This window comes from Microbacterium sp. (assembly GCF_047972865.1).
In the GTDB taxonomy this organism is placed as follows: domain Bacteria; phylum Actinomycetota; class Actinomycetes; order Actinomycetales; family Microbacteriaceae; genus Microbacterium.
This window is the reverse complement of record NZ_JBKEAY010000164.1, coordinates 12,242-38,822: the sequence shown is the minus strand read 5'-3', so window position 1 is coordinate 38,822 and position 26,581 is coordinate 12,242. Positions and strand designations below refer to the sequence as shown.

The window sequence follows — 26,581 nt, the reverse complement described above, 5'->3', positions numbered from 1 at the left end:
ACATCTCGTCTGTGTACGGCACCCCGTGCGCCGCGTGGTCCCACTCGCAGTCCACCGGGTGGTACTGACGCTCACTGCCAGGGCGGGTCGTCCCATTCCCCCGGATGGGCCAGTTCGGCATACGCGATGTCGGTGCGATCGGCGGAGATCTCGGCCGCGCACGCCAGCAACGACAGCGTCGGGTACCCGTGGGCGTGGTTGTCCCGGATGATCGCGCGGTCGTCGTCGGCCGGTAGCCGCGCACTGCGGGCGAGCACGGCCGTCCAGCGGTCGCGCCAGGTGCCGTCGCGGCCGGCCGCGGCCGCGGCGAACTCATCCCGCCAGCGCACGATGCGCGGCGTGGCGGTGTCGTCGACGTCGTCGTGAGCGACCATGTGGATGCCGGGGTCGAGCGCCACGGCGCGCTGGCGCACACCGTCCCACATCGTCACCCGCACGCGATCGGGGCTCACGTCGACGAGATTGAAGCCGCGCGTTCGCGGCCGGGCGGGGACCGCAGCCCCCGTGACGGTGTCGAGCACGATCCGCCCGCGTGACTGCGGAGCCTCAGCTAGGTCATCGGCGCGGTTGAGGATGACCGCCAGGCGGCCGGAGCCGGTGTCGGCAGCGAGCCAGGCTCCCCCGGCACGCACGTCGCGCACACCGACGATGCCGGGGTGCGCGGGCCACCAGGCTCCGAGCCGGTTCCACGGGCGAGCCGGGTCCTCGTCACGCACCGCGAGCACCCGCACCGGTCCCGACTGCTCGGCAGGAACCTCGACGACCACCGTGCACATTCGGTTTCTCCTGCCTCCCCGTCGGCGTCGTGCGAGGATCGGGGCATGTTCGTTGTCGTGGGTGTCAGCGGCGGCATCGCCGCCTACAAGACCGTCTCCCTGGTTCGCGCGCTGGTGACGGCCGGACACACCGTTCAGGTCGTGCCCACCGAGGACGCGTTGCACTTCGTGGGTCGTACCACCTGGGAAGCGGTCAGTCGCCATCCTGTCACGACCAGCGTGCATGAGGACGTCGCGGAGGTGCGCCACGTGGCGCTCGGGGCGCGCGCGGACCTCGTCATCGTCGCGCCGGCCACCGCGCACACGCTCGCGCGGATGGCCGGCGGCCTTGCCGACGACCTGCTCACGGTCACACTGCTGTCCACCACCGCACCGGTCGTGGTCGCGCCCGCCATGCACACCGCGATGTGGGAGCACCCCGCCACCCGGGCGAACCTCGACGTGCTCACGGCGCGCGGGGTGCTCGTGGTCGGGCCGGACGACGGGCCACTCACCGGCGGCGACAGCGGCCCGGGCCGGATGAGCGAACCCGACGACATCGCCTCGGCCGCGCTCGCGCTCGTGTCCGCGCGCGACGACCTGGCCGGCCTGACGGTCGCGGTGTCGACGGGAGGCACGCGCGAGCCGATCGACCCGGTGCGCTACCTGGGCAACCGTTCCAGCGGCACCCAGGGCACCGCGATCGCGCTCGCCGCGGCCGACCGCGGTGCGCAGGTGCGCCTGGTCGCAGGCTTCACCGACGACGGCGTGCTCGATCCCGCGGTCCGTCACCCGCGCATCACCGTGACCCGCATCGAGACGGCCGCACACCTGTCCGACGCAATGCGCGACGCCGCCTCCGGCGCGGATGTTGCGGTGATGGTCGCGGCGGTCGCCGACTATCGTGTCGCCGAGCCGAGCGATCACAAGCTCCGCAAGGAGGACGGCCCGCCCCGCCTGGAACTGGTCGAGAACCCCGATGTTCTGGCGGAGCTGGTAGCCACGCGCGCCGACGGTCAGACGATCGTCGGTTTCGCGGCCGAGACCGTCGCCGACGATGCGGAGCTGCGGGCGCGCGGGCGCCGCAAGCGTGCCCGCAAAGGGGTCGATCTGCTGGCGGTGAACGCCGTCGGCTGGCAGCGGGGATTCGGCACGGGCGACAACGCGGTCATCGTCCTCGACGCGACCGACCACGTCGTCGGTGAGGTCGCCGGCGACAAGCGCGCCGTTGCGGAGGGGCTCTGGGATGCCGTGCTCCGCGTACGCTGAGGTCGGTCAGGCCGCGTCGTCGGCCTCGGTGAGGCGCCGCCCGAGCCCGTCGAGCAGAAGGTCCAGCCCGATGTCGACCTGTTCCAGGACGGAGTTGGCGGGCTCTTCGATACTGGATGTTACCGCCGACGCCACCATGGGGAAATCGGCCACCGTCGGCCCGAGCCGGCCCAGGTAGCTCTGCAAACCCGTTCTGGCGGCGTCCGGCACCGGCACACTGCGGGTGAGGGAGGCGAAGCCGATGACATACGAATCGACCGCGTAGAGCGTGCTGGAGCCCAAGCGCGGCGGAAAGCCCTGCGCGACCAGGTAGGTGAGCATCGCCTCGTAATGGGCCAGTTGCGCCGGGCCCGGAGTCGGCGCCCCCATCACCTCGCACAGCCATGGGCGGGTCTTGATCAGCACGAGCATCGTCGTCGCCCGGTGGTGAAGCCCGGAACGCCAGGGATCCGCCTGATGCGGCACCGGAATGTGCGCGTAGGGCCACTCGGCCAGCGCGAACAACAGGTCGTCCTTGTTGTCGACGTGGTGGTACAGCGACATCGCCTGTGCGCCCACCTCGGCCGCCACATTGCGCATGCTCACCGCCGAGAGACCGACGCGATCGGCAACCGCCGCAGCGGCATCTACGATCGACTCCCGGGTCAGGTGACGGTGCGTCATGACTCTCCCCCCAGAGACAATCACGCCGACTGTTCAGATGACGGCCTCATTTTGCAAACTTACGCTTGTACACGTAGCATAATCGACGCAGCTTACAAATGTAAGACGCGGTCCCCCCCATGGGCCCGCCGGTAGCGCATCCTGCGAGCGTGTCCCCCCACACGACCCGGCGTCCGGCCCAGTCGGTGACAACGGTGACGGCCGCGGACCCCCCCTCAAACCGCGGCCGTCACCCCTCCACCGAGGTCTCCGGCGCGGGCTATCGCCCCGCGGCCGCAGCCGCCGCGGCGGCGCGCGCCAACCAGGCCGGCGGCTCGCCGTATCGCTGCGGCGGGACGAGGCGCCCGGCCGCACTGTCGGCAACGAGCGCGGCGAGCCGATCAGCGCGGGTGCGGTCCCGCTTCGCACCGTGCAGCCACGCGGCCACCGCTCGCCGGTAGGACGGCGTCGCGGCCTCCCAGAACGCCGCGGCGGACGCGTCGGCATCGATCGCCGCCCGCTCGTGCGCGGCGAGTTCGGGGTGCCTCTCGTGGGAGTAGACCCCGGTCCGGTCCGGGCGGCGCCGCCGATACGCCGCGAGCCCGGCCGGGGTCATCCGCCCCTCGGCGATCAGCCGTTCGACATGCGCGATGTTGACCTCGCTCCAGATCGACGACGCCTTGCGCGGCGACCAGCGTTGCCGCCGCGACACCTCGTCGATGCGTTGACTCACCGAGTCGATCCAGCCGAAGCACAACGCTTCGGGCACCGCGTCGGCCCACGTGAGCCCCCGCCGGGGGTGCCCCTTGCGATAGAGGCCCGTCCACACCTCCGGCTCGGTGTCGTGGTGACCCTCGAGCCACGCCCGGAAGTCGGCGGCGTCGTCGAAGAACAGCGCCGGACGGTCAGCCGTGCCTCCTTCGTGCATGACCCGAGGCTACCGCCGCTCCGCCGGTTCACGCGCCGGCGACAGCCCGCACGTCGACGACCCAGGTGACACCGAAACGGTCGGTCAGCATGCCGAACCCGGCGCTCCAGGCGGAGGCGGCGAGCGGTTCGATGATCTCGGCGCCCTCGGAGAGCGCGTTCCAGAGGGCGGTGACCTCGTCGAGCGTGTCGCCCTGCAGCGACTGGAAGAACGTGCGATCGGTGAAGGTGGCCCCGTTCTCGCGTCGCGTGGATCCCGCGATCGCCGCGCCGTCGGCGTCGTCATGACTCGGGATGTCGTAGGCCATCAGGCGGATGCCGCGGTCGGACTCGACCTGGCCGAACACGAGCTTGTCGGCTCCGGGAGCGCCCGCCGGCATGCCGACCTCCGCGTAGGTCGTGACGAACAGCCGACCGCCGAAGACGTCGCGGTAGAACTCGAGGGCGACCCGCGCGGTGCCGCGGAAGTTGAGGTGGGTGGTGGTCGTGATGCTCACGAGTGCATTCCTTTCGTGCTGCGGGCGCCGGTCGACGCCCTCCGCCACCCTGACAGCCATAGCGGACGTTTTTTGTCCTCTATTCGGGCACACTGGAGACCATGACGGGAACCTCCGCGCGCATGCTCACGCTCCTGTCGCTGCTGCAGACGCGACGGGACTGGCCGGGAAACCTGCTCGCCGAGCGCCTCGAGGTCACGCCGCGCACCGTGCGACGTGACATGACCCGGTTGCGCGAGCTCGGCTACCGCATCACCGCGATCAAAGGCCCCGACGGCGGGTACCGATTGGATGCCGGGTCAGAGCTGCCGCCGCTGCTGTTCGACGACGAGCAGGCCGTCGCGATCGCGGTCACCCTGCAAACGGCACGGTCGAGCGGCGTCGACATCGACGAGGCGGCGGCGCGCGCGCTGGCCACGGTACGTCGGCTCCTCCCCTCCCACCTGAGACACCGGGTCGACGGCATCCGCTTCACCGAGTCGATCGCCCCCGATCGGGTGGACCCGGCGGTGCTCGAAGCCGTCAGCGCCGCGGCGCGTGATCGGCGGACGTTGCGGTTCGACTACGGCACGCACGACGGGCTCGCCCGGCGCGCCGAACCGCACGCCGTCGTCGCGCGCGCGGGGCGGTGGTACCTCGTGGCAAGGGACCTCGACCGCGACGACTGGCGCACCTACCGGCTGGACCGGTTGCGCCCCCGCACGCCGGCCGGCGCGCCCTTCACACCCCGCCCGCTCCCCGCCGCCGATGCGCGGACCTTCCTCGCGGCGCGGTTCAAGGGGTCGACGGACGAGGACAGGTGGCCGCACACCGGCGAGCTCGTGATCGATCTCCCCGTGGCGCGCGTGGCACCCTGGGTCGACGACGGCGACGTGGCAGCCGTTGACGACCACCGCACCCGCGTTCGTCTCGGATCGTGGTCGTGGGACGGCCTGCTGGCGGGGGTCATGCGGTTCGGTGCGCCGTTCACGGTCGTCGGCCCCGAACCGCTTCGCGAGGCGGCGCAGCGGGCCGCGGCACGACTCGCGCAGTCCGCGCGGTGAGCGGCGGCTACGCCGAGCGGTCCACCGAGAGGGACACCTGCCGCAGCGCCTTCGCGAGAAGGTCGCGCTCGCGGGCCGAAAGCCCGCCGAAACGCTGCTCCTCATCGGCGACGACGGCCGCGCGCGCCTGAGCGTACAGCGTGCGGCCCGACGCAGTCACGACCACGACCTTGGCTCGCCGATCGGCCGGATCGGTCTTTCTGCGCACGAGCGTGCGTCGCTCGAGGTCGTCAACGAGCGCGACCACCTGGCTGGGGTCGAGGCGGAGGAAATCAGCGAGTTCCTTCTGCGACGGGCGCGAGTCGCTCACGGCGAGGGCGAGCACCGAGTACGACCGCACCGTGAGCTGGTGCGACGACAGCGCCGCGTTGGCGCTGTCGATCGACACGGCATTGGCGCGCGCGAGCAGGAAGGCAAGGTCGCCGCCGACCGTGCTCGCCCACAGCCGGTCAGCGCCGGCGGAGCGATCGGTCGAGCCGCGGGGGGAGGCGACACCGTTGAGGTCGGTCGGCATCCCCCCATGATACCGATTACGAGTTGATTCCAATCATTGACTTTTTCAATGGAATCCGCTTGCATGACACAAGCACGAGCAAAGGAGCCCGCACACATGCCCATCGCCGAGCCGGCCGCGCACACCGCAGTGCGACCGACCGTGACCTCGGCGTCGCCCCGATCGAACCGCGCGACCGACGCGCCGCTCGATCGCCACCCGTCGTCCGGCGTCGCCGGCGCCCCACAACCGAATACACCGAGAAACAGCCAGTCACACAAGGAGTACCAGCCATGAGAAAGCTCCGCCTTTCCGCCCTCGCCGCCGCTGCGGCGGTCGCACTCGCCCTCGCCGGATGCTCGTCCGGTTCGCTGTCGGGCGAGACCACCGCTCCCACCTCCGCCGCCGGCGGCGGTGACCTCACCCCGGTCACCGTGGGCCTGCTGCAGATCGCCCCGCACGCCGCCGTGCAACTGGCCATCGACGAGGGAATCTTCGAAAAGCACGGCCTCGACGTGACCGTCCAGCTCGGCCAGGGCGGCGCAGCGCTGCTGCCGGCCGTCACCAGCGGATCGATCCAGTTCGCCGTCGGCAATCCGCTGTCGGTACTGGTGGCCGCCAGCCAGGGCCTGGAGATGAGCATGATCGCCGGGTACTCACACCTGCCCGAGGAGGACCCGGCATCCGGCCTCGTCGTCCGCGCAGACTCCGGCATCACGTCCTACGCCGACCTGGAGGGCCAGACGGTCGCCGTCAACGCGGTCAACACGCAGGGCGACCTGGGCACCATGGGGTCGGTCGCGCAGGACGGCGGCGACCCGTCGAAGGTGACCTTCACCGAGATCGCGTTCCCCGACATGCTCGCGCAGTTGGAGCAGGGCAACATCGACGCCGCCTGGCTTCCCGAGCCGTTCCTGAGCGCGGCGCTGGACACCGAGGGCGTCGCCTGGCTCGGCAACCCGCTCGCGGTGATCCCGGGCCTGTACACCACGATCACCTTCACCTCCGCCACGTATGCGGCCGAGAACCCCGACATCGTGAAGGCGTTCGCGGACGGCATCGCCGAGGCGACCCAGTTCGCCATGGACAACGAGGACCAGAACCGCGAGGCGATCGTCAGCTACACCGGCATGCCGGCCGAGGTCGTCGACAACATCCGTCTGGAGATCCTCTCCGGCGACCTCGACCCGACGATCATCGAGGACCTCAGCGCCCTGGCCCTGGAGTACGGCTTCATCGACAGCGAGCCGGACCTGGGCACCGTCATCGCCATTCCGTAACGGCACGGGGCGCCGGCCGAGCGGGCGGCGCCCCGTCCACCCCCACCAGGAGTTCTCGTGCACAATCAAGGGATCGGCCCGTGGATCGATCGTCGGCGCCGGCGAACCCGCGACGGCGTCGCGCTGGTGTTCCGTGACGAGCAGATCGGGTACGCCGAGCTGGCCCAGCGCATCGCTCGCCTCGCGAACGCGCTCGCCGACCGCGGCGTCGCGCGCGGCGACCGGATCGCCTTCCTCGGCAACAACCACCCCGCCTTCCTCGAGACGCTGTTCGCCGCCGCCACGCTCGGGGCCATCTTCGTGCCCTTGAACACGCGTCTGGCCGGCCCCGAGATCGCCTTCGCCCTGACCGACAGCGGCGCGACGGTCCTGGTGTACACCGCCGATCTGCACCAGCTCGCCGCCGAGGGCGCCGCCGGCACCGACGTCGGCGTGCGCATCGTCGTCGACGGCGCCGGCGAGGACGCCGAACAGCTCGATGGACTCGTCGCGGCCGCATCCCCCGCCGCGCGCGACGAGCCGGTCACCCTGGACGACCCGGCGCTCATCCTCTACACCTCGGGAACCACGGGACACCCGAAGGGGGCTGTGCTCACCCACGGCAACCTCACCTGGAACTGCGTCAACGCGCTCATCGACTACGGCGTCGCCGCACACGAACGGGCCCTGCTGATCTCGCCGATGTTCCACGTGGCAGCCCTCAGCATGGGCGCACTGCCGGTGCTGTTGCAGGGCGGCACCGTCATCATCCACGAGCGGTTCGACCCGGGCGCGGTCCTGGCGACCGTCGAAGCCGAACAGGTGACGATGCTCTCCGGCGTTCCCACGACGTTCCAGATGCTGCAGGAGCACGCCGCCTGGGACAGCGCCGACATCAGCAGTCTGCAGCACCTCACCTGCGGCGGCTCCACCATGCCGGAGCGGATGCTGCAGGCCTACGAGGACCGCGGTCTCGCCTTCTCGTGCGGATACGGGATGACCGAGACCTCCCCCGGCGCGACGGCGCTGCCACCGTTCATGAGCCGCGAGAAGATGGGCTCGTCGGGCATCGCGCACTTCTTCACCGCCGTGAAGGTCGTCGGCGACGACGGCCAGACACTGCCGGCGGGCGAGGTCGGGGAGATCTGGGTGAAGGGTCCCAACGTGATCTCGGAGTACTGGCGACGCCCGGACGCGACCGCCTCGTCGATCGTCGACGGCTGGTTCCGCTCCGGTGACCTCGGCTCGTTCGACGAGGACGGTTACCTCACTGTCTCCGACCGGCTGAAGGACATGATCATCTCCGGCGGTGAGAACATCTACTCCGCCGAGGTGGAGCAGGCCATCATGGCGATCCCCGACGTCGCCGCGGCCGCCATCGTCGGAGTGCCGCACCACACGTGGGGCGAGGTCCCGCTGGCGATCGTGACCCTGCACCCGGGCGGCACAATCGACGACGATTCGCTGGTCGGGCACCTGACCGGCCGTCTCGCCAAGTACAAGATTCCGCGACGGGTCGTCGTCGTCGACGACTTCCCTCGCACAGCGAGCGGCAAGATCCGCAAAGCGGACCTGCGCGCACGCTACGCCCAGACCCCGAGTTCGTGAGGAGGAGCCCCGCATGACCACCGCACCACCAGCCGACGGGTCGACCGTCACCACCGCCGTTGCGGTCACCACGGCCCGCAGCCGACGGCGAAGCTTCCGTCCGCGCCGCGCCCTGCTCGGCATCGGCGGCATCGTGCTGCTGCTGGCCGTCTGGGAGGTGGTGGTCCGGGCGGGACTCATCGATGCGCGCTTCCTGCCCCCGCCCACCGAGGTGATCCCACGACTGTTCCAGATCCTGGGCCTGGCCGACTTCTGGGTCGCCGTGGGCCAGACCCTCGGGCAATGGGCCGCAGGCCTCGGGATCGCCCTCGTGCTGGGGTGCGTGCTCGGGGTGATCATCGGCCTGTCGCCGTTCCTGCGGCGCGCCACCCACTCCACGGTCGAGTTCCTGCGGCCGGTGCCCTCGGTGGCGCTCATCCCGCTCGCCGTGCTGCTGTTCGGCGTGCGCGTGGAGGCCAGCCTGCTGCTGATCGTCTACGCGGCGTTCTGGCAGATCTTCATCCAGGTGCTCTACGGCGTGGCCGACGTGGATGCCGTCGCGATGTCGACCGGGCGCAGCTACGGCTTCTCGACGTGGCAGCGCGTGCGCGACATCGTCTTTCCCACGACCTTGCCGTATGTCATGACCGGTCTGCGGCTGGGCGCGGCGGTGGCCCTCATCCTCGCCATCACGGCGCAGCTGATCATCGGCACACCCGGACTCGGGCAGACGATCTCCCAGGCGCAGAACGGCGGTCAGTACGCGACGATGTACGCGCTGATCCTGGCCACCGGGTTCCTCGGCATCCTGATCAACGCGGCGACGCGGGTGCTCGAAAAGGCACTGCTGTCGTGGCATCAGTCGGTGCGAGAGGAGGCGGCGGCATGAAAAAGCTCCTCGTCTCCCTCGGGTACACGCTGGGACTGCCCATCATCCTCATCGCGCTGTGGTGGGTCATCGCGACGGTGTGGCCGAGCTTCTTCTTCCCCACTCCGGGTGAGATCTTCGTCACCTTCCTGGAGACCTGGATCAGTCCGCGCCTGTGGCTGGACGTGCTGCCGAGCATTCTGCGGTTCGGGCTCGGCGTCATCATCGCGATCGTGCTCGGCATCCTGCTCGGCATCCTCGTCGGCCTCAACCGCGACCTGCGCGCGTTCACCGAACCGGTGTTCGAGTTCTTCCGCGCGCTGCCGGCCCCGGTGCTCATCCCGGTGCTGCTGCTGGTGGTCGGGCCCAACGACGCGATGCGCATCTTCGTGATCGCACTGGCGGCGATCTGGCCGGTGCTCCTGAACACGATCGCCGGTGTGCGCGCGGCCGACCCCGTCCAGAACGACACGAGCCGGTCGTACGGCATCCACGGCCTCAGCCGGGTGCGCCACCAGGTGCTGCCCGGCGCCGCGCCGCAGATCCTCGCGGGTGTGCGCCAGAGCCTGCCGATCGGCCTCATCCTCATGGTGATCTCCGAGATGTTCGCCGGGTCGACCGGGCTCGGCTTCACCATCATCCAGTTCCAGCGGCGGTTCGCGATCCCCGAGATGTGGTCGGGAATCCTCGTGCTGGGCTTGATCGGCTACGGCGTCGCCGTGGTCTTCCGCATCATCGAACGTCGCACCCTGCGTTGGTACCTTGGACTGAAGGATCTGGAAAATGCTGCCTGACACTCCCCTGAACTCCGTCTCGCACGGACGTACCCTCGCGCCCGAGGACACCCTGCTGTCGGTGCGGGGCCTGCAGAAGATCTACGAGACCGACGGCGGCCCGATCGAAGCGGTGCGCGACCTCACGTTCGACCTCGGCAAGAACGAGCTCACCTGCCTGGTGGGGCCGTCCGGGTCGGGCAAGACGACACTGCTCAAGTGCATCGCGGGTCTACTCGCGCCCACGAGCGGTGAGGTCGTGCTCGACGGCAAGACCGTGACGGCGCCGCCGAAGAAGATGGCGGTCGTCTTCCAGGAGTACGGCCGGTCGCTGTTCCCATGGCTGCGTGTCGGCGAGAACGTCGAACTGCCGCTGAAGAACGCCGGCATCCCGAAGCCGCAGCGCACGAAGCTGGTCGCCGAGGCCCTCGACAACGTAGGCCTGTCGCACGTGCCCCGCTCGTACCCCTGGCAGCTGTCCGGCGGCATGCAGCAGCGCGTCGCGATCGCGCGGGCGATCGCCTATCAGCCCGAGGTGCTGCTGATGGACGAGCCGTTTGCGGCCGTCGACGCGCAGACCCGTGCCGACCTCGAAGACCTGGTGCGCCAGGTGCGGCGCGAACTGGGCATCTCGGTGCTGTTCGTCACTCACGACATCGACGAGTCGGTCTATCTCGGCAACCGTGTGATCATGCTGTCCAGTTCGCCCACGATCGTGCAGGAGGACCTCGTGGTCGACCTCCCCGATGAGCGCGACCAGTTGGAGACCCGCGCCCTCCCGCGGTTCACCGAACTGCGCCACCACGTGTACGAGCAGATCCAGCTGGCCAAGAAGGGGTTCCGACCTGACGCCGCCGTGACGACGTGAGTTCGCCGCGCGGCACGGTGAGCGGTCCGCAGCGCCGCATCGCTCCGGGCCTCATGGCCGCGCTCGGCTACGTCTCGATGGGGATGTCGCTGTCGACAGACCTCTATCTCCCCGCCTTCCCGAGCATCGCCGGCGACTTCGGGGTACCGGCGGCGACGGTGCAGTTGACCTTGACCGCGGTGCTGATCGGCGCCGCCTTCGGTCAGCTCATCATCGGGTCGATCTCGGATGCGCTGGGGCGCCGCCCCACGCTGATCGTCGCGTTGGTGCTGTTCACAGCGTGCTGCTACCTCGCCACCGCGAGCAACTCGATCGAGATGCTCATCGCGGTGCGCGCCGTGCAGGGTTTCGCCGGGGCGGCGGGGTCGGTGCTGGCCCGCGCCGTGGTCGCCGACCTCACCTCCCGGGCCGCCGCCGTCCGGGCGTTCAGCACGCTGTTCGTCTTTGTCGCACTGGGGCCGGCGGTGGCGAGCCCGCTCGGTGCGGCCCTCACGCAGTGGGGCGGCTGGCGGGCCGCGCTGCTCGGGTTGGCGGTGATCGCCACCGGGATGCTCGTGGTCACGGTGCTGTTCATCCCCGAGTCACTCCCCCGCGACCAGCGCCAGCCGTTCGTGGTGTCGGTGCTGCTGCGCAACATCGGGGGCCTGCTGCGCACGCCTCCGTTCGTCGCGTACGCGCTGGCGTTCGCGACCGGGTACGCGGCGCTGATCACCTATCTGGGCTCATCGTCCTTCATCGTTCAGGACGTGTTCGGCCTGTCCCCGCTGGGGTACGCGGTGACGTTCTCCACGACGGCGGTGTCGATCATGGCGGGGTCCTGGGCCAGCGGCCGGCTGGGCGTGCGCATCGGCGCCGCACCGACGCTGCGCTGGGCACTGGTCCTGGCCCTGTTGTCGGCGGGAACGCTCGCGCTGCTGGCCGCGACCGGGGAGTTGACGCTCGTGACCTACCTGCCGCTGGTGGTCGCGTTCGCGATCGGCTCGGGCGCGATGCTCGGCACCGCCTCGGGGCTCGCGGTCGGCCAGGCCTCCCGCACCGCCGGGGCCGGGTCGGCTGTCGTGGGTTTCACCCAGTCGGCGTTCGGCGCCGTCGCCTCGCCGCTGGGCGGACTGTGGGGAACCGAGACGGCCGTGCCGGCAACCGTGGTGATGACGGTGTTCGCGCTGGCCGGCCTGATCTGCGCGTCGACCGGCGCGCGGCTGGCCCCGGCCGGCTCGGACTGACCGCGGCGGCGGATGCCGCGGCATCCGCGCCCGTCCGCAGATTCGGAGTCTGACGCCGGATTCGGAAGGGATGCCGCGCCACCCTCCGAATCCGCGCGCGTGATCCGAATCCGCGACACCTCCTTGCGGCCGCGCTGCGGACAGGCGTGAGTTATCCACGGAAATCCCGAGGTCCGCACATCCCGTCGACAGCGTGGCTAGGCTGGCCGGGGTGACCGCTGTCGAGGCGGCACCGGGGAGCAAGGGGGGCAGCGAATCATGACCGGGTACAAGGTCGTTTCACACGAAGTGGACAACCTCTACAACACGCTCGCGAGCGCCGTCGAGCAGATCCAGTGGGAGCTCGATCAACTCGACGGCAAGGTCGCACAGTTGCGCCACAACTGGTCGGGCGAGGCCTCCGACGCCTACGACCAGGCTCAGCAGAAGTGGACCGTTCACGCAACGCACCTCCAAGAACTGCTCGCCGACTACTCGTCTCGGCTCAATGCGATCAACCAGCAGTACCGCGACTCCTCGGCGCACGTGCGCGAGAGCATCTGGAAGTAGTCCGATGGCAACGGACTCTTCTCCCCTTGACGAGCTCACCGCTCTGCAGGAGCGCTCTCGGACGCTCCTGGCGGAGGTGAACACGATGCGGGCTGCATGGCCCGACGGCAGTCCCGCACCACGATGGTCGCCGGACGGTGTCATACAGGTTGCGATGAACGCCGTCGGCGAGATCACCTGGCTGCACCTCGCCGACGACTGGCCGGCCCGACTCGGACGGGGCTCTCTGCTCTCATCGATCCGCGCCGCGCGCGCCGCGATGAGCGCAGAACGTGCCCGGGAGTGGGTGTCTACCCTCGACACCGCACGCCCCGCCCCCGCCGGCCACCCGCACGACACCGGTTCCGCCGCGCCGCGCCCGCGGGAGCGCACACCCAGTTCGACGACGGAGGGCGACGTGCAGTCGACCCTTGAACGGTACCGCGCTGCGCGCGCACGCTACGATGCCTCGCTGGCTGAGAACGGCGAACTCCGGCGTCGACGCGATATCGGCAGTGGGCGCGGATGGTTCGTCGCCCGTTGCGCCGGCGGGCGGGTCGCCGCTCTCGTCCACAACGATGCCGCGGTCGATGCCGATGTCGATGACGCCAGTTCGGATCTGCTCGCACTGTGGCTCACCGTCCACGAAGCGGGGGTGGTGTCGTGAGCGACACCGAAGTGGAGGTCGTCCTGGAGGACTTCGATGTCGACGAGGCGAGTTGGCGTGCCATCGCCGACGTCTTCGCCGAGGCAGTGGGTTTGGCGACGCCGATCGCCAACATCCCCCTGCTGGTCACCGACGGCGTGGCGTTCGCGGCGGGGTTCAAAGGCCAATACGAGGACCTGGCGGGCTGGCTGGTCACTCACCTCAACGACGGCGTGAACGCCCTCAACGACATCGCGGACCGGCTTGACGAGACGCAACAGGAGTATGCCGCCGCGAACGACTACTCCGAAGAAGAACTCGCTGCGGCGGAATGGGAATAGGGGCGCACGATGATCTCCCAGGAAGAGTACGACGAGGCGCGCGAAGACCAGGAGAACAAGATCACCGAGATGCAGGACGGAATCAACAACTGCATCGACAAATTCAACAATGCCGACTTCCCGTGCGAATGGTTTGGTGACAGCGAGGGAGACGTCGAGGAGAAGCTCGGCGAGGTCAAGTCCGTGTGGGAGCTCTTCATGGAGGCTCTCGTTCAACTCGCCTCCCCCGGTAATCCGTTCTGGTTCTGGGAGAGCGCGAACACCTGGACGGAGGTCCTCAAGCTGATCAGCGGCCAAGTGAGCTACATGAGCGCAGACGTGGTCGGGAAGTTCCCCGCGCTGACCAGCTGGGTCTCGGAGGATGCCGCCGTGTACCAATCGATGCCGTCCCTTCAGACCGGCGCGACCAACGGAGCCGTCGAGTACATCACCGCCCTGGCCGCCCACCTCGACGCCCACGGGATGCAGGTGGCCGACCTGTGGTTCGAGCTCGCCATGATGGTCGTCGACGGGGCACAGTTGATCGCCGGGTCCGTCTCGAAGTTCCTCACGGCCGACCCGCTGGAGTGGCTCGACATCATCCCGAAGATCGTGGAGGTGATCAACGGCCTCATCGACTTCGCGCAGGACACCGCGAAGCTGCTGCAGGAGCAGTGGTCGGCCACGAAGACGGCGATGAACGAGTTGAAGCTCAGCTTCGCCAACCTCACCGGCACCCTCAACGGGAAGTGGCCCACCGTTGCGGCCGTCTAGGGCCTGCGGAGCGCTGCTGGCCGTGGTCGCCCTCGCCGGCCTGGGCGGGTGCAGCGCCGCCTCCGACGACGTCGTGGACGTCGCGACGCAGTACATGGATGCGATCTCCGCGGGCGAGTTCGCGACGGCCTTCGCGCTGACGACGACGGATCCGGCGTCGATCGGGTGCGCCGCGTTGACCTCCAACGGCCAAACGTCGGGAGTGTCCGAGGCAGAGGTGGATGCCGATTCGGTACGTGTCGACGGCGACAGCGCATCGATCGATGTCTCGTACCACGCGCTGGACGACGTGTCCGGCCGCATTCAGTTGACCCGCACCGGTGACAGGTGGCGGGTGGAACAGGGGTCGACGGATGCCCTTGCGGTGAGGTTCCGGGAGCGCACCGTCGCGACGTTCTCGGTGGGGTCTTACGTGAGTGGGGGCGAGCGGTGCACGGTTCCCGTCGTCGACGGCGAAGCCTCCTTCCCCGCCCTGCCGGGGGTGTACTCGGTCTCCGTCGCCGATCCGACCGGGGTGACGACGCTGAAGCTGCCGGGGACGCCGCCGGACCCCTCGGACGCGACGACGGTCGACGTGGTCGTCGCGCCCGGGTCGACCGAACCGTGGGTGCTCGCCCCGCCGGCGAGTTCGGCTCCGCCACCGGGATTCGCCGGCAGCTCGCAGTTGCGGGCCGAGTTCGCCCAGGTAACCGCCGACGGCCACCGGTGCGTCGACGGCTCCGGTCGGGACGCGACGTGCCCGGACGAGATGACGACGGCGGGGCGAGCCGTCGTGCTCGACGAGGTATGGACGGACGACGACCAGACCTGGTCGTTCGCCGCCGTGCAGCTGCCCGACGACATCCCGCTCGACGACACCTTCGGCTACACCGACGACCAGGTGTCCGCCCGCTACTCCGGCGTGCTGGAGACGAGCACGCCGGCCCCGTTCACCGTGACCTTCATCCTCTCCGGCGACTGAGCTCGCGGCATCCGCACGGCGCCCGTCGCCGTCAGAATGACGCTGGATGCGGATGCTGCCGCATGCGCGCGTCCGAATCCAGCACACACTCCGATTCCACGACGCGGGGCACGCGGACGGCACGCGCGCCGGGGCGGCACGGGCACGCGGGTGGCGCGGCGTTGGGGCGGCAGCCCTGGCTGGCGGGCAGCGCTGGGCCTACCAGGGCAGCGGGCGGTCACCTCGCTGGGCGTCGTCGGGCATGTGCGCGATGCGGCCCCCGCCCGCGCGGATGCAGAGCCAGCGCAACTGCTCGGTGCTCTCCGGCAGGCACCGCCAGATGCGCCACACACCTTGGCCGACCCGGACGACTGTCCCGGCCGTGACGTCGATGATGTCGTCGTCCAGACCCATCTGCCCCGAACCGCCGAGGAAGACGTACAGCTCCTCGATCTCGGAGTGGCTGTGCCAGTAGCCGGCATCCTCGCCCGGCTGATACGCGTTCGCGGTCATTCCGATGTACTGCGTGTCGATCTCATGATCGACGACGCGGCGACCGTCACGGGACCGCTCGGGCACGAACCCGCCGTAGTAGTCGTACCACTGGTCGAGGGGGCCGATCTGCAGGACGTCGTAGTCGCTCATGTCGTCACCCTACGACCGGGCGCTCGGCAGGGCCATGCCTCGGGTCCGATCGGGGACGGATGCCGTCGCCTGCGTCGCCGTGGGACGGAACCCTCGCAGCCGCAGGCTGTTGGTGACGACGAACACGGACGAGAACGCCATCGCGGCGGCAGCCACGAGAGGGTTGAGCAGCCCCGCCATGGCCACCGGAATCGCGGCGACGTTGTACGCGAACGCCCAGAAGAGGTTGCCCTTGATCGTGCCGAGCGTACGGCGGGAGAGCCGGATGGCGTCGACGACGACCATCAGGTCGCCGGAGACGACGGTGATGTCGCTGGCGGCGATGGCGGCATCCGTTCCCCCGCCCATCGCCAGGCCCAGGTCGGCGGCGGCGAGCGCGGCGGCGTCGTTGACCCCATCGCCGACCATCGCCACCACGTGACCGTCGGCCTGGAGACGCCGCACGACGTCGAGCTTGCCGGCGGGGGTGACACCGGCGTGCACCTCGTCGATGCCGACCTGGCCGGCGATCTCGCGCGCGGCGCCCTCGTTGTCGCCGGTGAGCAGCACCGGGGTCATCCCGAGCCCGCGCAGCCGCGTGATCGCCTCTGCGCTGGTGGGCTTGACGGTGTCGGCGACGGCGATGATGCCGAGGTGCGTGCCGTCCCGGCCGATCGCGACGACCGTCGCCCCGCCGGCGGCGAGGCCGTCGGCCTGCTGCCGCAGTGGATCGGTGGGGCGGATGCTCCACTCCTCTGCCAGCCAGGACGGGCGCCCCGCGACGACGAGCGAACCGCCGACGATGCCCTGCACGCCGTAACCGGCGTGGGAGTCGAACGTTTCGGCGGGCACGACGGTGGGGCTCGCGGCGACGATGGCGCGCGCGACGGGGTGCTCCGACCCGGACTCCACGGCCGCGGCAGCGGCGAGCAGCTCGTCGCCGGTAACTCCCACCGCGGGGTGCACGGAGGTGACCGCCATGCTGCCGGTGGTCACCGTGCCGGTCTTGTCGAGCACGATGGTGTCGACGGTGCGGGTCTGTTCCAGCACCTGCGGCCCGCGGATGAGGATGCCCAGTTGCGAGCCGCGGCCGGTGCCGACCAGCAGCGCGGTGGGTGTGGCGAGACCGAGTGCGCACGGGCACGCGATGATGAGGGTCGCCACGGCGGCGGTGAAGGCGAGTTCGAGCGGTCCGCCGGCGATGAGCCAGCCGGCGAACGCGGCGATCGCGAGCAGGAACACGATCGGCACGAAGATGCCCGACACCCGGTCGGCGAGGCGCTGCACCTTCGCTTTGCCGGTCTGGGCCTCCTCCATCAGCCGTCGCATGCGCGCCAGTTCGGTGTCGGCGCCGACCCGGGTGATCTCGACCGTGAGGCGTCCACCGACGTTCACGGTCGCGCCGACCACGCGGGAACCGGCACCGACTTCCATCGGGACCGACTCCCCCGTGAGCATGCTGGCGTCGACCGCGGAGGTCCCCTCGATGACGAGGCCGTCGGAGGGGATCTTCTCGCCGGGGCGGACGAGGACGGTGTCGCCGACGAGCAGTTGGTCGACGGGGACGCGCTGTTCGGCCCCGCCGACCAGGCGGGTTGCGTCTTTCGCGCCGAGTTCGAGGAGCGCCCGGAGAGCTTCGGACGACGACACGCGGGCGCGGGCTTCGGCGTACCGGCCTGCGAGGATGAAGACCGTCACGAGCGCGGCGACTTCGAGGTAGATCTCGTGACCGCCGGCCTGCGGGGTGCCGACGAGGGTGAAGGTCATGGTCATTCCGGTCATCCCGGCGCCGCCGAAGAAGAGCGCGTAGAGCGACCAGCCGAAGGCGGCGGTGACACCGACGCTGATCAGGGTGTCCATCGTGGCGGCACCGTGGCGGGCGTTGATCGCGGCGGCGCGGTGGAACGGCCAGGCCCCCCACACCGCGACCGGGGCGGTGAGGGTCAGGGCCAGCCACTGCCAGTAGTCGAACTGGAGCGCGGGAATCATGGAGAGGACGGCCACCGGCACGCCGAGGGCGGTGCTCACGAGCAGGCGCTGGCGCAGTGATGCCAGCTCGGCGTCGCGCGGCGTCGCCGCGTCGCCGTCGCTGTCGGGGGTCGCCGCGGCGGGAGGCGCCGGCAGCGCGGCCTGGTAGCCGGCCGACTCGACGGCGGCGATCAGGACCGCCGGGTCGACGCCGCCGCCGCGGACGCGTGCTTTCTCGGTCGCGTAGTTGACGGTCGCCTCGACCCCGGGCAGCTTGTTGAGCTTGCGCTCGATGCGCGTCGCGCACGAGGCACAGGTCATCCCGGTGATGTCGAGTTCGACGTCGCTCGCGCTCACGATGCCGAGCCGGTCAGGCTGTAGCCGGCTTCCTCCACCGCGTCGGCGATCGCCGCGGCATCCACCGGAGCCGCACTGCGGATCGTGACGCGCGAGGCACCGCCGGCGTTGAGGTCGACCGAGACGCCGTCGACGCCCTCGATGGCGCTGAGTTCCTCGGTGACGCTCATGACGCAGTGCGCGCAGGTCATGCCGGCGACGAGCACTTCGGCGGTGACGGCGGATGCCGCGGTCGGCGCTTCCACGGCCGATCCGGTGGCGCTGCACGAGCAGCCGCCGGCGGTGTCGGTGAGACCGAGGTCGGTACGGTTGTCGATGTTCATGGTGTCTCCTCGTGGGTGTCAGGATCGAACGAGTCGCGCGATGGCGTCGTTGGCTTCGCGGAGCTTCTGCTCGGCGACAGGGCCGCCTTCGGCGCTGGCTTCGGCGACGCAGTGGGTGAGGTGATCGCCCAGCAGCGACAGCGCGACCCGCTCGAGGGCCTTCGTGGTCGCCGAGACCTGGGTGAGCACGTCGATGCAGTAGGTGTCTTCTTCGATCATGCGCGCGATGCCGCGCACCTGCCCCTCGGCGCGTCGCAGCCGCCTGAGCAGGTCGTCTTTGCGTGCGGTGTAACCGTTCATGCTCGATACTATACCCCCCTAGGGTATCTTCGGCGACCCCCGTGCGGGATGCCGGCCCGATCCTGGCATCCACCGAGGTCGAACGACTGTGCCACGCACGTCGTGATCCGTGGCCGCCGACCGCGAGCGAAGGCCCGGTAACGTCGACACATGGACTATTTCGCTGCGCCCGTGCTGGGCAACGACGTCGTCCGCCTCGAACCGCTGAGCGTCTCGCATCACGACGACCTGGTCGCCGCCGTGCGGATCGGCGCGATGTGGCAGACCTGGTACACGCGCGTCCCCTCGCCGGATGCGATGGCCGACGAGATCGCGCGTCGGCTCGCGCTTCGCGCAGAGCGCCAATCGGTGCCGTGGGCCATCGTCGACGCCCGCAGCGACCGCGCCGTCGGCATGACGAGCTATCTTCACCTCGAACCGACTCACCGACGACTGGAGATCGGTGCGACCTGGCTCGGCGTCGCCTCGCAGGGAACACGGCTCAACCCCGCGGCCAAGCTATTGCTCCTGACCCGCGCGTTCGAAGAGCTCGACTGCGGCGCTGTGGAGTTCCGGACGCACTGGCACAACCGCCAATCGCGGGCGGCCATCGAGAAGCTCGGCGCGAAGCAGGACGGCATCCTCCGCAACCACATCCGGTTGGAGAACGGGACCGTGCGCGACACCGTGGTCTTTTCCATCATCGACGGCGAGTGGCCCACGGTGAAGTTCGCCCTCCACGAGCGTGTACGGATGCCCGATCGCGAGGCGCCGACACGCGAGTCGCACCCGCCACCCGGGTAGGGTGGAGCCGTGAATCCTCTGGTCCCGACAGGTGTCGATGTGCTCCTCGCCTCAGCGGTCGTCCTGCACACCGTGCTGGTGCTCGCGGCGCTGGTTGCTCTGGCGCTGTCCGCCGACAAACGACGTTGGCCATCGACGGTGCTGCTGGTCGCGCTCTTCCCGTTCGCCGGCCCGGTCATCGCTCTCATCGCACTCCGTCGCCGCCGGCACCACCCGCTTGCCGAGATTGCCCGAACCGCGCCGCACCCCACGTAGGAACAACAGTTCTCGCAATCTCAGCAGCCGGGCCGGGATCAGCCTCCGAGGGCGGGGATGACCTCGCGCTCGAACAGTTCGACGCCCGAGTAGTCGTAAGCGGCCTCGGGGAAGTACGCGATCGTGTACGCGAGACCCTCGTCGGCGTAGCCCGCTAGATGCTCGGCGACTTGCTCGGGGGTGCCGAAGGCCGCGGAGGCCAAATACTGCTGCTCGATGGCATCCGCCCGCTGGTCGCCGACATGGGGACGCAGGCGCGCCACCACCGCGGCGAGCCGGTCGCGCGCCTCGGCCTCGGTCGCCCCGACGATCGCGCCCACATTCATCGACCGGGTGATCTCACCGAAGTCGCGACCCAGGCGATCGCAGTGGCCGCGCAGCACCTCGCTCTTGTGCACGAACTCTTCCCGCGTGCCGAGGAAGTTCGAGTACGACGCATACTTTGCGGCGATCTTCAGCGTCACCTTCTCGCCGCCACCGGCGACCCACAGCGGCACTCCCCCCGGCTGCAGCGGCAGGGGCCGCACGATCGCGCCGTCAACCCGAGAGAACTCGCCGTCGAGGGTCGCCGATCCGGTCGTCCACGCCTGCCGCATGATCTCGACGCCTTCGCGCAGCATGCGCAGTCGCTCGGGCGCGTCGGGGAATCCGTAGCCGTAGGCCCGCCACTCGTGCTCGTACCAGCCGGCGCCGATCCCCATCTCGGCACGCCCTCCCGAGATGAGATCGACGGTCGCGGCGACCTTCGCCAGGTACGCCGGGTTGCGGTAGCCCACGCACGTGCACATCTGCCCCAGCCGGATGCGGGAGGTGGATGCCGCGAACGCCGCCATCAGCGTCCACGCCTCGTGCGTGGCCTCCTCGGAGGGCACCGGCATGGTGTGGAAGTGGTCGTACACCCACAGCGACTCCCACGGTCCGGAGTCGGCGCGCTGCGCCAGGGAGTTCATCACTGCCCAGTGCTCGGCGGGGTCGATGCCAACGAGGTCAAATCGCCAGCCCTGCGGAATGAACGTCCCGAATCGCATGGCGCCAGCCTAACCGCGCCGCGACCGCGAGGGGCCGTGCGAGAATCCGCTCGGGTCCGCATCTGCGCGGAGCCGAGGCGACAGAGAGGGATCATCGTGGCGACGTCATCCGGCGAGACGGGCGGGTTCTCCGACGAGGAGAAGAAGGCGATGGCCCAGCGGGCCGACGAACTGCGCAGCACGAAGGGCCTGAAGGGTGCGGCAAAGCTCGCGAAGGAACTCGAAGCGTGCGCCGAGGCGATCGATCAGCTGGACGGCATCGACGGCGAGGTGGCGCGCGCCGTGCACCGCATCGTGAGCGATGAGGCGCCGCACCTGAATCCGAAGACGTTCTACGGGTTCCCCGCCTACGCCGCGAACGGCAAGGTCGTCATCTTCGTGCAGCCGAAGTCGAAGTTCGACACCCGCTACCCCACCGTCAACTTCGACGAGACCGCGAACCTCGACGACGGCGACATGTGGGCGACCTCGTTCGCCGTCGTGAACGTGACCGACGCCGTGCAGGACCGCATCCGCACCCTGGTCCGCAAAGCCGTCAGGTAAGCACGAGGCAGCAGTCGGCCCTCGTGGCCGAACAGGTCGCCGAAGACCCGCCAGACGGTGTCGCGGGGGGAACCGGACGGATGTCCCACCTGGACTTGTTGCGAACGATTATCATTTAAGTCTCTCAAGAGAGGATGAGAATGGTTGATCAGATCGAGCAGACACTGGCCGGAACCGTTGCAGTCGTGACGGGAGGTGGCGGCGAACTCGGTTTCGCATCTGCGCGGGCGATGGCCCGCCGCGGGGCGAGCATCGCTCTGGTGGACGCGTCCGAACCGGCGCTCGAGCGCGCCGCGGCGGAGCTGGCGAACCTGACCGAGGTGGAGATCATCCCCGCGGATGTCACCGCGGAGTCCGACGTGGAGCGCTACGTCTCGACGGTGATCGCGCGGTTCGGGCGCATCGACGCGTTCCACAACAACGCTGGCATCGAGGGGAAGAGCGCGCCCCTTTACGAGTACGACACGGATGAGTTCGATCGGGTGATGGCCGTCAATGTGCGCGGGGTCTTTCTCGGGCTCAAGCACGTCATGCGGGTCATGCGCGATCAGCGGTCGGGCGCGATCGTCAATAGCGGATCGATTGCGAGCGAGCGGGGCTCCGCATCCGGCCCCGGGTACGTCGCCTCGAAGCACGCCGTGCTCGGCCTCACCCGGGAAGCGGCGGTGACCGGCGCACGGTTCGGGATACGCGTCAATGCCATCGAACCGGGATTCATGGACACCCGCATGCTACGCACGCTCATCGATCAGCAGACCGGCGGGGGTGGGGACGCGGCCGTCGCAGCGCTTGGCGGCGTGGTGCCGTTCGGGCGTTTGGGCGCGCCGGAAGAGGTCGGGGAGGTGGTCGCGTTCTTGCTGAGCGCCGCAGCGGCCTATGTGACGGGCGTCGCCGTGCCGGTTGACGGTGGACTTCTGGCGAAGGTCCCGCGCCCGGCCGATTGAACAGCGCACGCGGCGCGCTACTGGTGGCTGAACGCCGCATCGAACGATGCGTCGGGGGTCTTCCACAGGAGAGACCTCACGAAGGTAACCGCTTCCGCGGCGCCGTGAAGGCGGTCCATGCCGGCATCCTCCCATTCGATGGAGATCGGGCCCCGGTAGCCGATCGCTTCCAGCGCACGGAACGAGTCCTCCCACGGCACGTCACCATGCCCTGTCGAGACGAAGTCCCAGCCGCGACGGGGATCGCCCCACGCCAGGTGCGATCCCAGAACTCCAGAGCGACCGTTTCCCGGCCGCAGCCGGGTGTCCTTGCAATCGACATGATAGATGCGGTCGCTGAAGTCCCAGATGAAACCCACCGGGTCGATGTTCTGCCACATCATGTGGGACGGATCCCAGTTGAACCCGAAGGTTGCGCGATGGTCAATCGCGTCGAGCGCACGCACGCTGGTCCAATAGTCGTACGCGATCTCACCGGGATGGACTTCGTGCGCGAAACGTACACCTTCACCGTCGAAAACGTCGAGGATCGGATTCCAGCGCCGTGCGAAGTCCTCGTATCCCGCGTCGATCACGTCCGCGGGGACGGGAGGGAACAGCGCGACGTAGGGCCAGATCGACGAGCCGGTGAAACCGACGACGGTGTCGACGCCAAGTTTGCGCGCGACCCGCGCCGCCCGCATCATGTCCTCCGCGGCACGCTGTCTCACACCCTCGGCGTCGCCGTCACCCCACACGTAATCGCGCAGGATCGCCCGATGGCGAAAATCGATTGGGGCATCGCACACCGCCTGGCCGCCGAGGTGGTGTGAGATCGCATGGAGCTGGAGCCCGTGGCGATCGAGCACCTCTCGCCGAGACGCGAGGTAGGTCTCATCTTCGTCGGCGCGTCGCAGATCGAGATGATCTCCCGAGGCCGCGAGCTCGAGACCGTCGTAGCCCCATGAGGCCGCCAGCCTCGCCACTTCTTCGAGAGGCAGGTCGGCCCATTGCCCGGTGAAGAGGGTCACGGGTCTGCGTGCGGAGGTGTCGGACATGTCGGCATCCTTTCAATCAACGGCGGGAGGAGACCGGCCGTGCGGTACGGAGGAGAACACGAAGGAGGGGGATCGCGACCACGATCGCTGCGAAGACCGTAGCCGCGATGGTGAGGGGTCCACTCGGTCCGGCGGCGGCGAACTGAGCGGCGATCGTGACAGCGCCAGCGGACCCGAGCCCGGTCACGCCGCCGAGCACCGTCATCATCGTGGCCATCCGTTCGGAGGGGGTGATCCGGCCCACGATCGAGTAGATCGTCACCATGAGCGTGCCCACCCCCAGGCCGGTCACGGCCAGAGCGATCGTCACCGAGGTCAGATTCTCTGAGGCCGACAGGGACACCACACCGGCGGCCACGAGCGCGGCACCGAACAGCCACCGCGAAGAGGTTGCCGTGCGATGAACGAGAAAAGGGACGATCATGGAGGCGATCGCTGCCGCCGTCGCCATACTCGCGTACACCAGGCCCGACGATGCGGGGATGCCGGCGCGCTGCGTGTACGCCGACACGATCGCGAGGGTCGCGCCGAACGTGGCGCCCAGCAGGAGCATGCCGACGATGACGATGACCACCTCGGCGTTGACCCAGCGGCCGGTTCGCGCGCCGATGCGGCGCGGCCGCGGCGAGGTGCGGGCGGGATCGGTGGCGAAAAGGGTCGCGAACACCGAGGTGATCGCTGCGGACGCCAGGAGTGCGGCGCCCGGGTTGAAGAGGGATGCCGCGGCGCCGACGATGATGGGTCCCACCGCGAAGGAGAGTTCATCGAGGAGCGATTCGTAGCCCATCGCCAGCGGCAGCGTCTGGGGGCGTCTGCGCAGCAGCGCCACCCACCGTGCGCGCATCAACGGCGACAGCTGCGGCGTGGTCATCCCCGCCAGGGCACACAGCGCCAGCAACACCGCGTATGGCTGACCCGTCGCGGCACCGGCGACGAGCGCGATCAGTGCTGCGCAGTGGACCGGCACCGCTACGAGCAAGGCGGCCCGGTCGCCGTGGCGATCGGCGAACCACCCTACGGCGGGCGCGCCGAACGCCACCGACAGCCCGAGCAGTGCCGACCCCAGCGAGGCGGTCGCGACCGAGCCGGTGGTCACCGTGAGAAGGGTGAACACCCCGACGACGTTCATGGCGTACGGCAATCTGCCGACGCTGGCTGCGATCAACAGCCGGTACCCTGCACTGTGTCGCAGTGCGCGCGGTCCGCTCAGATCCTCACCCATACGGTGTCTTCGTTCAGTCCAGTTCCGCCACCCATCGGGCCGTGACGCGAGCACTGTCCGACGGGTCCATCGATGCGCGGTCGACTTCTACGATGACCCACCCGTCGAAGCCCACCGGGAGCGCGCGGAGGGCACCGACGATATCGACCTCGCCGAGTCCGGGCTCGAGGAACAGCCCGCGGTCGGACCAGTCGAAGTACGGTGCCGGGTGCTCACGCGACTCCCGCGCGAGCGCCAGGTCGAGGTCTTTGATGTGGAGGTCCACGATGCGGTCAGCGTACTTCGTGATCATCCGCGGCGCGTCGATCCCGGCCCACTCGAGGTGACCGATGTCGAACGACGCCCCCAGGAGGTCTGGATCGACGTTGTCGAGCACGTAGTCGATCTCGAGTTCGGTCTCCACCCAGGTGCCGACATGATTGTGCAGCCCGGCGTGAATACCCTCGGCGCGAAGGACCTCGGCGGCCGCCGTCAGCATCTCGACGCACTCGTCCAGCCTGGCGCGATCGAAGTCGCACCCCACCGCAGCGGCCTTCCCCATCCGCGGGTTGCGGAGCGTCTGATCGACCTCTGCGGCGAGGAACACCGTCCGCAGCCCCATGAAGTTGGACTCCTCCGCGCGGCGGCGCACCAGGTCGAACCAATGGATCCACTCGGAGCTTCCGCGTTGCAGCGAAACACCGTGGTCGGAAGGCAGCCGCACTTGCAGATATCCCGGCGCAGCTTCCAGTCCGCAGGCCTCCAGCATCGCGCGATAGTTCTGCAGGGTTTGCGTGTCGAGCACCTCCATCATCGCGGCGGAGAACCCGGCATCATGGATCTCCGCAAGCACGTCAGGGTACTCGTTGACGAAGTGCGGGTCGGCGTATCGCCAGAGGTTCGCGCTGTTCGGATCGGCGGGGTCCTCCTTGACGTTGATCCACTGGATCGCGTTGAGCGCGAACTTCAGGTTCTTGAGGGTCATCATTGTCCTTTCATCGCTCGGGTCACTTCAAGCCAGCGGTGGCAACACCCTGGATGAAGTACTTCTGGAGGAACAAGAAGAGAATCAGCACCGGCAGGAGCACGACGACGGCACCGGCCAGCAGGAGCCCGAAAGCGATCGTGTTCGACGCCTGAGAGGCAACCGCCAGCCCGACAGGCGCCGTGTAGGTGCTTTGCGACTGTGCGACCACGAGCGGCCAGAGGAAGTTGTTCCACGAGGCGAGGAACGACAAGATCCCCACGGTCGCCAGGCCCGGGCCGGACAGCGGAAGAAAGATGCGGAAGAACAACCGCGTCTCCCCGGCACCGTCGATGCGGGCCGCTTCGAGCAATTCGAACGGTACCGAATGCGCGAACTGCCGCATGATGAACACGCACAGAGGCATGACGAGGATCGGCAGCGCGATCGCGACGAGCGTGTCAGCCAGACCGAGTTGAACGACCATGATGAATTGCGGCACGAACAGCGCGACGTACGGCACGATCATCGACATGATGACCAGGGGGAACACGAATCTCCGGCCCGGAAAACGGAGTTTGGCCAGAGCGTAGCCGGCCATCGAGCTGAACAGCAGGTTCGCCAGGACCGCCATCGTCGACACGATCGCACTGTTGACCATGTAGCTGCCGAAGCCGCGGTCGGTGAACAGGTCGATGTAGTTGTTGACCTGGAACGCTGCGGGGAACCAGGCTCCCGGGTCGGAGAGGAACTCGGCCTGGGTCTTGAACGAGCCGAAGAAGACCCAGACGAACGGCAGCAGCATGACGATGACGATGATCGACAGCACTGCATACAGGGCT

Annotated in this window: 31 protein-coding genes; 17 read left to right on the top strand and 14 right to left on the bottom strand. The window is 69.2% G+C overall.

Annotated features, from left to right (window positions below; all coding sequences use genetic code 11):
- Positions 1 to 71: 71 nt before the first annotated feature.
- Positions 72 to 776 carry an NRDE family protein gene (locus ACK5KK_RS10315; protein ID WP_416889998.1) on the bottom strand — a complete coding sequence of 235 codons (705 nt, stop codon included), beginning with the start codon at positions 774 to 776 and terminating at the stop codon, positions 72 to 74.
- Between the two features lie 45 nt (positions 777 to 821).
- On the opposite strand from ACK5KK_RS10315, the gene coaBC reads away from it, so the two are divergent.
- Complete coding sequence (gene coaBC, locus ACK5KK_RS10310; protein ID WP_416889997.1) at positions 822 to 2,024, top strand: bifunctional phosphopantothenoylcysteine decarboxylase/phosphopantothenate--cysteine ligase CoaBC; 1,203 nt, start codon at positions 822 to 824, stop codon at positions 2,022 to 2,024.
- Positions 2,025 to 2,030: 6 nt separating this feature from the next.
- Here the strand turns inward: coaBC and ACK5KK_RS10305 are convergent, their stop codons facing one another.
- The 3 genes from ACK5KK_RS10305 to ACK5KK_RS10295 form a co-directional block, all read right to left on the bottom strand.
- Positions 2,031 to 2,687, bottom strand: coding sequence for a TetR/AcrR family transcriptional regulator (locus tag ACK5KK_RS10305; protein ID WP_416889996.1), 657 nt, complete (start codon positions 2,685 to 2,687; stop codon positions 2,031 to 2,033).
- Between the two features lie 259 nt (positions 2,688 to 2,946).
- Entirely contained in the window at positions 2,947 to 3,594 is a 648-nt protein-coding gene (locus tag ACK5KK_RS10300) for a YdeI/OmpD-associated family protein (protein WP_416889995.1), read from the bottom strand.
- A gap of 28 nt (positions 3,595 to 3,622) precedes the next feature.
- Positions 3,623 to 4,090, bottom strand: a complete 468-nt coding sequence (locus tag ACK5KK_RS10295; protein ID WP_416889994.1) for a VOC family protein — start codon at positions 4,088 to 4,090, stop codon at positions 3,623 to 3,625.
- 101 nt (positions 4,091 to 4,191) lie between these two features.
- On the opposite strand from ACK5KK_RS10295, the gene ACK5KK_RS10290 reads away from it, so the two are divergent.
- Positions 4,192 to 5,133, top strand: a complete 942-nt coding sequence (locus tag ACK5KK_RS10290) for a helix-turn-helix transcriptional regulator (protein ID WP_416889993.1) — start codon at positions 4,192 to 4,194, stop codon at positions 5,131 to 5,133.
- A 7-nt stretch (positions 5,134 to 5,140) separates the two neighbouring features.
- Here ACK5KK_RS10290 and ACK5KK_RS10285 read toward each other — a convergent pair whose 3' ends face one another.
- On the bottom strand, positions 5,141 to 5,647 hold the full coding sequence (locus ACK5KK_RS10285) for a MarR family winged helix-turn-helix transcriptional regulator (protein ID WP_416889992.1): 507 nt from the start codon (positions 5,645 to 5,647) through the stop codon (positions 5,141 to 5,143).
- A 272-nt stretch (positions 5,648 to 5,919) separates the two neighbouring features.
- Here ACK5KK_RS10285 and ACK5KK_RS10280 point away from each other — a divergent pair, with 272 nt between their 5' ends.
- The 11 genes from ACK5KK_RS10280 (at position 5,920) to ACK5KK_RS10230 (ending at position 15,433) form a co-directional block, all read left to right on the top strand.
- Positions 5,920 to 6,906, top strand: coding sequence for an ABC transporter substrate-binding protein (locus tag ACK5KK_RS10280; RefSeq protein WP_416889991.1), 987 nt, complete (start codon positions 5,920 to 5,922; stop codon positions 6,904 to 6,906).
- Positions 6,907 to 6,963: 57 nt separating this feature from the next.
- Positions 6,964 to 8,493, top strand: coding sequence for an acyl-CoA synthetase (locus ACK5KK_RS10275; RefSeq protein ID WP_416889990.1), 1,530 nt, complete (start codon positions 6,964 to 6,966; stop codon positions 8,491 to 8,493).
- Between the two features lie 13 nt (positions 8,494 to 8,506).
- Positions 8,507 to 9,361, top strand: coding sequence for an ABC transporter permease (locus ACK5KK_RS10270; RefSeq protein ID WP_416889989.1), 855 nt, complete (start codon positions 8,507 to 8,509; stop codon positions 9,359 to 9,361).
- The gene (locus tag ACK5KK_RS10265; RefSeq protein WP_416889988.1) at positions 9,358 to 10,134 is read left to right on the top strand and encodes an ABC transporter permease; all 777 of its coding nucleotides are present in this window, start codon (positions 9,358 to 9,360) and stop codon (positions 10,132 to 10,134) included. The genes ACK5KK_RS10270 and ACK5KK_RS10265 overlap by 4 nt, the downstream gene beginning before the upstream one ends.
- Complete coding sequence (locus ACK5KK_RS10260) at positions 10,124 to 10,981, top strand: ABC transporter ATP-binding protein (protein WP_416889987.1); 858 nt, start codon at positions 10,124 to 10,126, stop codon at positions 10,979 to 10,981. Before ACK5KK_RS10265 ends, ACK5KK_RS10260 begins: the two co-directional genes overlap by 11 nt.
- Positions 10,978 to 12,204, top strand: coding sequence for a multidrug effflux MFS transporter (locus ACK5KK_RS10255; protein ID WP_416889986.1), 1,227 nt, complete (start codon positions 10,978 to 10,980; stop codon positions 12,202 to 12,204). The genes ACK5KK_RS10260 and ACK5KK_RS10255 overlap by 4 nt, the downstream gene beginning before the upstream one ends.
- A 258-nt stretch (positions 12,205 to 12,462) precedes the next feature.
- The gene (locus tag ACK5KK_RS10250; RefSeq protein ID WP_416889985.1) at positions 12,463 to 12,753 is read left to right on the top strand and encodes a WXG100 family type VII secretion target; all 291 of its coding nucleotides are present in this window, start codon (positions 12,463 to 12,465) and stop codon (positions 12,751 to 12,753) included.
- A gap of 4 nt (positions 12,754 to 12,757) precedes the next feature.
- Positions 12,758 to 13,399, top strand: coding sequence for a hypothetical protein (locus ACK5KK_RS10245; protein ID WP_416889984.1), 642 nt, complete (start codon positions 12,758 to 12,760; stop codon positions 13,397 to 13,399).
- Positions 13,396 to 13,719 carry a hypothetical protein gene (locus tag ACK5KK_RS10240; RefSeq protein ID WP_416889983.1) on the top strand — a complete coding sequence of 108 codons (324 nt, stop codon included), beginning with the start codon at positions 13,396 to 13,398 and terminating at the stop codon, positions 13,717 to 13,719. The genes ACK5KK_RS10245 and ACK5KK_RS10240 overlap by 4 nt, the downstream gene beginning before the upstream one ends.
- Positions 13,720 to 13,728: 9 nt before the next feature.
- Positions 13,729 to 14,472, top strand: a complete 744-nt coding sequence (locus ACK5KK_RS10235; RefSeq protein WP_416889982.1) for a hypothetical protein — start codon at positions 13,729 to 13,731, stop codon at positions 14,470 to 14,472.
- Between the two features lie 22 nt (positions 14,473 to 14,494).
- The gene (locus ACK5KK_RS10230) at positions 14,495 to 15,433 is read left to right on the top strand and encodes a hypothetical protein (protein WP_416889981.1); all 939 of its coding nucleotides are present in this window, start codon (positions 14,495 to 14,497) and stop codon (positions 15,431 to 15,433) included.
- 198 nt (positions 15,434 to 15,631) lie between these two features.
- Here the strand turns inward: ACK5KK_RS10230 and ACK5KK_RS10225 are convergent, their stop codons facing one another.
- Genes ACK5KK_RS10225 through ACK5KK_RS10210 form a run of 4 tightly spaced genes read right to left on the bottom strand, consistent with a single transcriptional unit; the run spans position 15,632 to position 18,984 of the window.
- A complete protein-coding gene (locus ACK5KK_RS10225; RefSeq protein ID WP_416889980.1) occupies positions 15,632 to 16,057 on the bottom strand; it encodes a cupin domain-containing protein in 426 nt (141 codons plus the stop codon).
- A gap of 9 nt (positions 16,058 to 16,066) precedes the next feature.
- On the bottom strand, positions 16,067 to 18,361 hold the full coding sequence (locus ACK5KK_RS10220) for a heavy metal translocating P-type ATPase (RefSeq protein ID WP_416889979.1): 2,295 nt from the start codon (positions 18,359 to 18,361) through the stop codon (positions 16,067 to 16,069).
- On the bottom strand, positions 18,358 to 18,684 hold the full coding sequence (locus tag ACK5KK_RS10215) for a heavy-metal-associated domain-containing protein (protein WP_416889978.1): 327 nt from the start codon (positions 18,682 to 18,684) through the stop codon (positions 18,358 to 18,360). Before ACK5KK_RS10215 ends, ACK5KK_RS10220 begins: the two co-directional genes overlap by 4 nt.
- A gap of 18 nt (positions 18,685 to 18,702) precedes the next feature.
- Positions 18,703 to 18,984 carry a metal-sensitive transcriptional regulator gene (locus tag ACK5KK_RS10210; RefSeq protein WP_416889977.1) on the bottom strand — a complete coding sequence of 94 codons (282 nt, stop codon included), beginning with the start codon at positions 18,982 to 18,984 and terminating at the stop codon, positions 18,703 to 18,705.
- Positions 18,985 to 19,134: 150 nt separating this feature from the next.
- Here ACK5KK_RS10210 and ACK5KK_RS10205 point away from each other — a divergent pair, with 150 nt between their 5' ends.
- On the top strand, positions 19,135 to 19,767 hold the full coding sequence (locus ACK5KK_RS10205; RefSeq protein WP_416889976.1) for a GNAT family N-acetyltransferase: 633 nt from the start codon (positions 19,135 to 19,137) through the stop codon (positions 19,765 to 19,767).
- 9 nt (positions 19,768 to 19,776) lie between these two features.
- Positions 19,777 to 20,022 (top strand): hypothetical protein, encoded by a 246-nt coding sequence (locus ACK5KK_RS10200; protein WP_416889975.1) that lies wholly within the window; start codon positions 19,777 to 19,779, stop codon positions 20,020 to 20,022.
- Positions 20,023 to 20,060: 38 nt separating this feature from the next.
- On the opposite strand, the gene ACK5KK_RS10195 is transcribed toward ACK5KK_RS10200, so the two are convergent.
- Entirely contained in the window at positions 20,061 to 21,050 is a 990-nt protein-coding gene (locus ACK5KK_RS10195; RefSeq protein WP_416889974.1) for an LLM class F420-dependent oxidoreductase, read from the bottom strand.
- Positions 21,051 to 21,200: 150 nt separating this feature from the next.
- On the opposite strand from ACK5KK_RS10195, the gene ACK5KK_RS10190 reads away from it, so the two are divergent.
- Together ACK5KK_RS10190 and ACK5KK_RS10185 are read left to right on the top strand one after the other, a co-directional pair.
- Positions 21,201 to 21,593 (top strand): hypothetical protein, encoded by a 393-nt coding sequence (locus tag ACK5KK_RS10190; RefSeq protein WP_416889999.1) that lies wholly within the window; start codon positions 21,201 to 21,203, stop codon positions 21,591 to 21,593.
- Positions 21,594 to 21,733: 140 nt separating this feature from the next.
- On the top strand, positions 21,734 to 22,537 hold the full coding sequence (locus ACK5KK_RS10185) for an SDR family NAD(P)-dependent oxidoreductase (protein ID WP_416889973.1): 804 nt from the start codon (positions 21,734 to 21,736) through the stop codon (positions 22,535 to 22,537).
- Between the two features lie 17 nt (positions 22,538 to 22,554).
- Here the strand turns inward: ACK5KK_RS10185 and ACK5KK_RS10180 are convergent, their stop codons facing one another.
- The 4 genes from ACK5KK_RS10180 to ACK5KK_RS10165 are packed head-to-tail and all read right to left on the bottom strand — an operon-like array spanning position 22,555 to position 26,568.
- Entirely contained in the window at positions 22,555 to 23,574 is a 1,020-nt protein-coding gene (locus tag ACK5KK_RS10180; RefSeq protein WP_416889972.1) for a sugar phosphate isomerase/epimerase family protein, read from the bottom strand.
- Between the two features lie 16 nt (positions 23,575 to 23,590).
- Positions 23,591 to 24,796, bottom strand: coding sequence for an MFS transporter (locus ACK5KK_RS10175; protein WP_416889971.1), 1,206 nt, complete (start codon positions 24,794 to 24,796; stop codon positions 23,591 to 23,593).
- A gap of 13 nt (positions 24,797 to 24,809) precedes the next feature.
- On the bottom strand, positions 24,810 to 25,763 hold the full coding sequence (locus tag ACK5KK_RS10170) for a sugar phosphate isomerase/epimerase family protein (protein WP_416889970.1): 954 nt from the start codon (positions 25,761 to 25,763) through the stop codon (positions 24,810 to 24,812).
- 19 nt (positions 25,764 to 25,782) lie between these two features.
- A complete protein-coding gene (locus ACK5KK_RS10165) occupies positions 25,783 to 26,568 on the bottom strand; it encodes a carbohydrate ABC transporter permease (protein ID WP_416889969.1) in 786 nt (261 codons plus the stop codon).
- Positions 26,569 to 26,581: the final 13 nt, after the last annotated feature.